Source organism: Schnuerera sp. (genome assembly GCF_035459645.1).
Classification (GTDB): domain Bacteria; phylum Bacillota; class Clostridia; order Tissierellales; family Tepidimicrobiaceae; genus Schnuerera.
Genome location: NZ_DATHXO010000539.1, coordinates 1 through 4,940 on the forward strand (window position 1 = coordinate 1; position 4,940 = coordinate 4,940).

Genomic DNA, 4,940 nt, shown 5'->3' on the forward strand with positions numbered 1-4,940 from the left:
AGGCTATATAAATATTAAAGAGGGGCCTTTAAAACCTGGCCTAGGGGTAAATAAAAATCTACCTTCAACAGGAAATATTAGCATTACAGGTGTTGTTAATGTTGGAGGGATGATGGAATATATGATATTACAGAATACAAGGCTAAGTTTAGTCATGAATATGGCTGAAACTATTTCTAAAAGTATCCATAGAGTACTTTACAAATTTTATGATAATAAATTCTATAAAAAAAATCCCTCCTAGTTTTTTATTTTCTATTCTCTAGGCAGGGTTTTATTGATTGTTCAAGTATTTAATTATTTACAAAAATAGATAATTTCTCATCTTTTATAGTGAAAAGAGTTTCATTTTCTATGTTTTTGACTTCTCCATCTATATTTAAATATGTTTTATTCTCTGTTATAATCTTTACTTTTTTTGCTTTAAATATTTCTACATATTTTTTATATTTTATATGTTTTCCTTTTAAAATAGTTGGTAATAAAATAAGCAATTTAAGTTTAGACATTTTATTTACTACACATACATGAAAATATCCATCTTCTATTAAAGCCATGGGTAGTATCTTTAAGCCACCACCATAATATTTTCCATTACCTACTGCAACTAGGAAAATATTCTTATCTACTAAAGTATTATCTATTTCTAATTTTATATTTAAATGCTTAAAATTAAATAAAGTAATTATTACAGAAATAAAATAAGCTATACTAGATTTTATTTTTTGTTTTATTTTTTCAGTGTTTTTTACCACTTCCGAGTCAAATCCAATACTTGCAATGTTTAAAAATAAATCTTTATTTACTACTCCTACATCTATTTTCTTGTTAGCTCCTTTTGTTATTACGCTAATAGCTTCTTCTAAATTAAAAGGTATATTTAAAGTACGAGCTAAATCATTGCCGGTTCCACTAGGGATTATCCCTAATGTACCTTTTCCAGATTCTAATATACCTAAAGCCACTTCATTTACTGTACCATCTCCACCTACTGCAACTATCTTGTTATAACCTTTGTTTAAGCCTTCTTTAGATATCTTTATTGCATCCTTTGGCTTTTTAGTAAATACAATATTATAATCTATTTTTATATCTTTCATCAATTTCTCAATCATTGGTGCTATTTGTTCTGCTCTTCCCCCACCTGCTATGGGATTTATTATAAAAAGTATCTTATCCATAAGTCCTCCTGATTTATATAGATTTTATGTTTGATTCTCCTTTAATTGCTCGATCTATAGCTTGTATTTCTTCTACTGATAAGGGATATACTGATTTTCCATTTTTTATTGGTTTTGCATAGCAGGCAGACTGTTCTCTACCATAAATACTTGTCAATACAAAACCATTTAAAAAATTATCTAAAAATGCAATAGAAAAGCTAAGTTCAGAACCCATATCAGCAAAAGCATTATATCTAATAAATCCTACCTTTTGAATAGCAAAGGTTAATTTTGTATCTAAATTATCTACTTTCTTATATAAATCTGAAAAGTCATCTCTCAATTGCTCTATTCTATATCCATTTTGGATTAATAATTCTTCAATATTGACTCCTTCTATACCGTGTACAAGTTCATTGTATTTTTTTTTGATTCTAGATATTCTTATTTCAGATATCAAATATAATATTAGTAGAACTATAAAAGCTACCAATGTACCAAAAGTTATTTCTACATTATATATTTCAATAAATTTTATAATTTGTTCCATTTAATTAACTCCTTTCCTATAGCTCTTTAGATATTGCTTTGATAGCTTTTATTCCTAATTCAATCTCATCATGGGTATTGAAAGGACCAAAACTGAATCTAACAACCCCTTGTTCAAAAGTATTTATTGTTTTATGAGCAATAGGAGCACAATGAAGTCCTGGTCTTACTTCTATGTCATAATTTTGATCTAATATATAGCTAATTTCAGAAGAATCCTCATCTCCTATATTGATTGGAACTACAGCTCCCTGTTCTTCTATATTTAATGGTCCATATACCTTAACATCCTTAATCTTTGTTATCTCTTCAATAAAATATTTAGTCAAATCTTCTTCATGCTTTCTTATGTTTTCTATTCCATTTTCAAGAATGTATTTTACTCCTGCTCCTAGTCCAACTATTCCTGGTCCGTTTGGTGTTCCACTTTCATATCTATCTGGCGATATATCTGGTTGCTCTAATAAATGGGATATACTGCCTGTCCCTCCTTGAGTGATTTCCTTTACTGCTAATCCTTCCCTAATATATAGCCCTCCTGTACCTTGAGGTCCTAAAAGGCCTTTGTGTCCTGGGAACGCTAATATATCTATGCCCATCTTCTCTACATCAATAGAATATACTCCCGCCGATTGTGCAGCGTCTACAAGATAATAAATACCATTATCCTTAGCAATATTACCAATCTCTTTAATAGGCATAATAGTCCCTGTTAAATTGGAAACATGGGTTGTTATTATTAACTTAGTATTCTTTTTAATACTTTTTTCTATATCTTTTGGGTTTATTCTTCCTGCAGAATCTCCTCTAACAATAGTAATCTCTATGCCTTCTTTTTCTAGTGCTTTAAGAGGTCTTAGTACAGAATTATGCTCCATAGATGTAGTTATAACATGGTCCCCTTTATTTAATATACCTTTAATTCCAATGTTTAAACTTTCTGTACAGTTAAAAGTAAATATTAAATTCATAGGATTTTTAATATTAAATAATTTTGCTAATAATTCTCTTGTTTCAAATATTTCTCTTCCAAGTTTCAACGCTAATTTATGACCTGATCTTCCTGGATTAGCTCCGTACTCTTTCATAGCTTTCATAATAGAATCATAAACTTTATCTGGTTTTGGAAAAGATGTTGCTGCATTATCAAAATATACCAACTAATCCACCTCCATTTTTTATATCCTAATTATATCATATTCCTACTATTGTTAAATGATAAAAGAAATAAAAAAAGGAGCTCCTAAGAGCATCCTTTATCCTAATCTTTTATATACAGTTTTCATTAATTCTTCTTTTATTTCAGTTCCTTCTTTTAATAAATTGTCTATCTTCTGTTCCATTTTGTTTTTATATTCCTGATCTTTTATACTATTTAAATTTATTTTAACATTTAAAAGTGCTCCTTCAAGACCAGTCGCTGCTAAAAGTGCTCCTACTCCTACGTCAGTTATAGCGTTTACATTGCCATAATCTGCAAATATTTTTTGAAGTTCTAATACCTTAAAGCATTCTTCAGCACATCTTAGTGGTACTTCCAAAGCTACTTTATATCCTTCTTGTATTGCTTGAGACCTATTTTTCTTTTCTTCATCTGTTTCTTTAGGTAGTTTGAATGCTTCCATGACTTTATCAAAGGCTTTTGTATCTTCATCAACAATATAGTTAAGTTTTTCTATACTTTTCTTTAATTCTTCAAAATTATTATCCATTTCCTTTTTAGCTTCATTATCTAATTCTTCATACATTTTTCTTCCAATTGTCAAATACCCTACCATAGCTGTTAACGCAGACCCTAGGCTCCCTGCTAAAGCAGCAACACTGCCTCCCCCTGGAGTAGGTTCTTTAGATGCAACATTTTGAATATAGTTTCTTATACTTTCATCCATTAACATCAAATCACCGCCCTTTTAATATTTGTAAAATTTCTCATGGAATTAACCATGAAGCTAAACTCTATCTTAACTAATTATATTATAGATGGACAGCTTAATCAAGTTAATAACTACTTCCTATTTATTAAAAAATTATTTTCATAATCTCTTAGTACTGTTATTACTTGAGGTGATAATATAAGTAAACCTATAACGTTTGGTATTACCATGAGACCATTGAATAAATCAGCAATTGGCCAAACTTGATCTACACTAAGGATTGAACCTAATATTATAAAAATAATTACTACTACCCTATAAACATTGATTCCTTTTTTACCAAATAAATACTTAATATTAGATTCTCCAAAGTAATACCACCCAATTATAGTGGAAAAAGCAAAGAAAAATAAACTAACAGCTATAAATTTGCTACCAAAATTTCCAAGTCCAAGACTAAATGCTGCTTGAGTCATTTCGATACCAGTTAATCCTTGTTCATAAGCACCAGTTGTAATATTTATCAATGCTGTAATAGTACATATGACTAATGTATCGAATATAACACCAAAAATTGCAACTAAACCTTGTTCTGCTGGATGGTCTACTTTAGCTACTGCATGTGCATGTGGTGTAGAACCCATACCTGCTTCGTTAGAAAACAAACCTCTTGAAATACCATATCTAACTGCTTCTTTAACAGTAACTCCTATAGCTCCTCCTACTGCTGCTCTTGCTGAAAAAGCAGAACTGATTATAATTTTAAATGCTGGAATTATTTGAGTATAGTTTAAAACTATAATTACTATACTACCTACAATATATAAAATAGCCATAAAAGGTACTACAATACCAGTAAATGAAGCTATTCTTTCCATTCCGCCAACAAATACTAAAGCTGCAAAGATTGCAGCAACAACTCCGGCTATCCATGTAGGTACATTAAAAGCTGTATTTAATGCTACTGCAATAGAATTTGATTGTACCATGTTTCCAACAAAACCTAAGGCTATAATAATTGCTACAGCAAAAAAACCAGCTAAGAATTTACTATTAACTCCATTCTTTAAATAAAAAGCAGGTCCGCCTGTAACCTCTCCATCAATTCTATCAACATATTTTTGTGCTAAAACGGCTTCACCAAATATGGTTCCCATTCCTAGGAATGCACTAATCCACATCCAAAATATAGCTCCTGGGCCTCCAGTTGCTACGACTCATATTTTTCGGTCGATATCATGGATAGCACGGCCGTCGAAGGGGCGCTGGATTTCAGCGTCAGGCTCCTGGAGGAGTTCTCGTTCGGCGGTAATTTCGGGCTTCAGGCATTCGGGTTCAACGTCGATCCCGCAAT

Annotated in this window: 5 protein-coding genes and 1 pseudogene; 1 reads left to right on the forward strand and 5 read right to left on the reverse strand. The window is 30.8% G+C overall.

Annotated elements, in window-relative coordinates; genetic code table 11:
• Positions 1-244, forward strand: a 244-nt coding sequence (gene yyaC / locus VK998_RS12610) for a spore protease YyaC (protein ID WP_325228934.1), incomplete at its 5' end; no start/stop codon positions are given.
• 49 nt (positions 245-293) lie between these two features.
• Here yyaC and VK998_RS12615 read toward each other — a convergent pair.
• The 5 genes and pseudogenes from VK998_RS12615 to VK998_RS12635 all read right to left on the reverse strand — a co-directional run.
• Complete coding sequence (locus tag VK998_RS12615) at positions 294-1,181, reverse strand: diacylglycerol/lipid kinase family protein (protein ID WP_325228937.1); 888 nt, start codon at positions 1,179-1,181, stop codon at positions 294-296.
• 13 nt (positions 1,182-1,194) lie between these two features.
• Positions 1,195-1,713: a DUF4446 family protein gene (locus VK998_RS12620; RefSeq protein WP_325228940.1), complete on the reverse strand. Its 519-nt coding sequence runs from the start codon at positions 1,711-1,713 to the stop codon at positions 1,195-1,197.
• 16 nt (positions 1,714-1,729) lie between these two features.
• On the reverse strand, positions 1,730-2,872 hold the full coding sequence (locus tag VK998_RS12625; RefSeq protein WP_325228943.1) for an aminotransferase class V-fold PLP-dependent enzyme: 1,143 nt from the start codon (positions 2,870-2,872) through the stop codon (positions 1,730-1,732).
• A gap of 96 nt (positions 2,873-2,968) precedes the next feature.
• Positions 2,969-3,607: a cyclodeaminase/cyclohydrolase family protein gene (locus VK998_RS12630; RefSeq protein WP_325228945.1), complete on the reverse strand. Its 639-nt coding sequence runs from the start codon at positions 3,605-3,607 to the stop codon at positions 2,969-2,971.
• 110 nt (positions 3,608-3,717) lie between these two features.
• Positions 3,718-4,788: pseudogene (locus tag VK998_RS12635) on the reverse strand (alanine/glycine:cation symporter family protein); the annotation flags it as partial.
• Positions 4,789-4,940 lie beyond the last annotated feature (152 nt).